This is a genomic window from Bartonella sp. MR30HLJHH, from assembly GCF_042194195.1.
Classification (GTDB): Bacteria; Pseudomonadota; Alphaproteobacteria; order Rhizobiales; family Rhizobiaceae; genus Bartonella; species Bartonella grahamii.
In genome coordinates this window covers 1-869 of sequence record NZ_JBHIMO010000091.1, presented here as the reverse complement: position 1 = coordinate 869, position 869 = coordinate 1, and the positions used below count along the sequence as shown (strand labels likewise).

Annotated in this window: 2 protein-coding genes; both read left to right on the top strand. The window is 37.7% G+C overall.

Features of this window, described 5'->3' with window-relative positions:
• Window positions 1-201: 201 nt before the first annotated feature.
• On the top strand, window positions 202-426 hold the full coding sequence (locus tag ACFIKR_RS09485; RefSeq protein WP_273791685.1) for an antitoxin MazE family protein: 225 nt from the start codon (window positions 202-204) through the stop codon (window positions 424-426).
• Complete coding sequence (locus ACFIKR_RS09480; RefSeq protein ID WP_375620473.1) at window positions 426-749, top strand: type II toxin-antitoxin system PemK/MazF family toxin; 324 nt, start codon at window positions 426-428, stop codon at window positions 747-749. Before ACFIKR_RS09485 ends, ACFIKR_RS09480 begins: the two co-directional genes overlap by 1 nt.
• Window positions 750-869: the final 120 nt, after the last annotated feature.

Here is an 869-nt window from a genome sequence, read left to right as displayed (position 1 = left end):
AAACGCAAACCTTCCCATTGTTTGATAAGTGCTAGTCCTTCTGATGATATTTTTCGCATATGTTGCTCCATAAAAAAGCCCCACACAAGGCGGGGATGAGTGAATATTAAAAATTGCAATTATTGCCTTTTATTAAAAATCTCGTTTCATGTAACTTTTTTCTGTGTTATACGTTACATGAAACATAATGGAGATTTTGTTATGGCTACAATGCACGTCAATGAACGCGTTCAAAAACATCGCAACGCACAAAGAAAAGCAGGTTTGCGTTTAATGCAAATTTGGGTACCAGATATTCGCCAACCGAACTTTGCAGAAGAGTGCCGACGCCAATGTCGCTTAGTCGCAAAAATGGATAAAACAGATACATCTATGCAGTTGTTGATGGATCAATCTTTAATGGATGTTGATGGCTGGACAGAATAATGCGTGGATCTCTCGTCACAATAGCTATGCAAGGCGATTTTGGTAAACCAAGACCTGCGTTAATCATTCAAGCTAATCAATTTAGTGAGCATACAAGTGTAACGGTTTTACCAATTACAAGTACACTTGTTGATGCGCCATTACTCCGCATTACGATTCAGCCAAACACAAAAAATGGCTTACAAAAACCTTCGCAAGTAATGATTGATAAGATTATGACGGTAAGATGTGAAAAAGTTAGTCCAGCTTTCGGCTCCATTCATGCAGATAAAATGGTAGAAATTGAACGCTGTTTAGCTGTATTTTTAGGAATAGTAAAATAAAAATAGTATTTCTTTTTATCATCATAAAATAGCTTTGTTTATCTATCCTCTTCATCCATATGGATGACGCCTTCGCCTTCGTCACATGCGTTTGGTGGGGCGTTTGGATCAAGGGTATCA

Excerpts from the sequence above, each read along its gene's own strand:
- ACFIKR_RS09485 (WP_273791685.1), top strand. The coding sequence starts at position 202 with ATGGCTACAATGCACGTCAATGAACGCGTTCAAAAACATCGCAACGCA.
- ACFIKR_RS09480 (WP_375620473.1), top strand. The coding sequence starts at position 426 with ATGCGTGGATCTCTCGTCACAATAGCTATGCAAGGCGATTTTGGTAAA.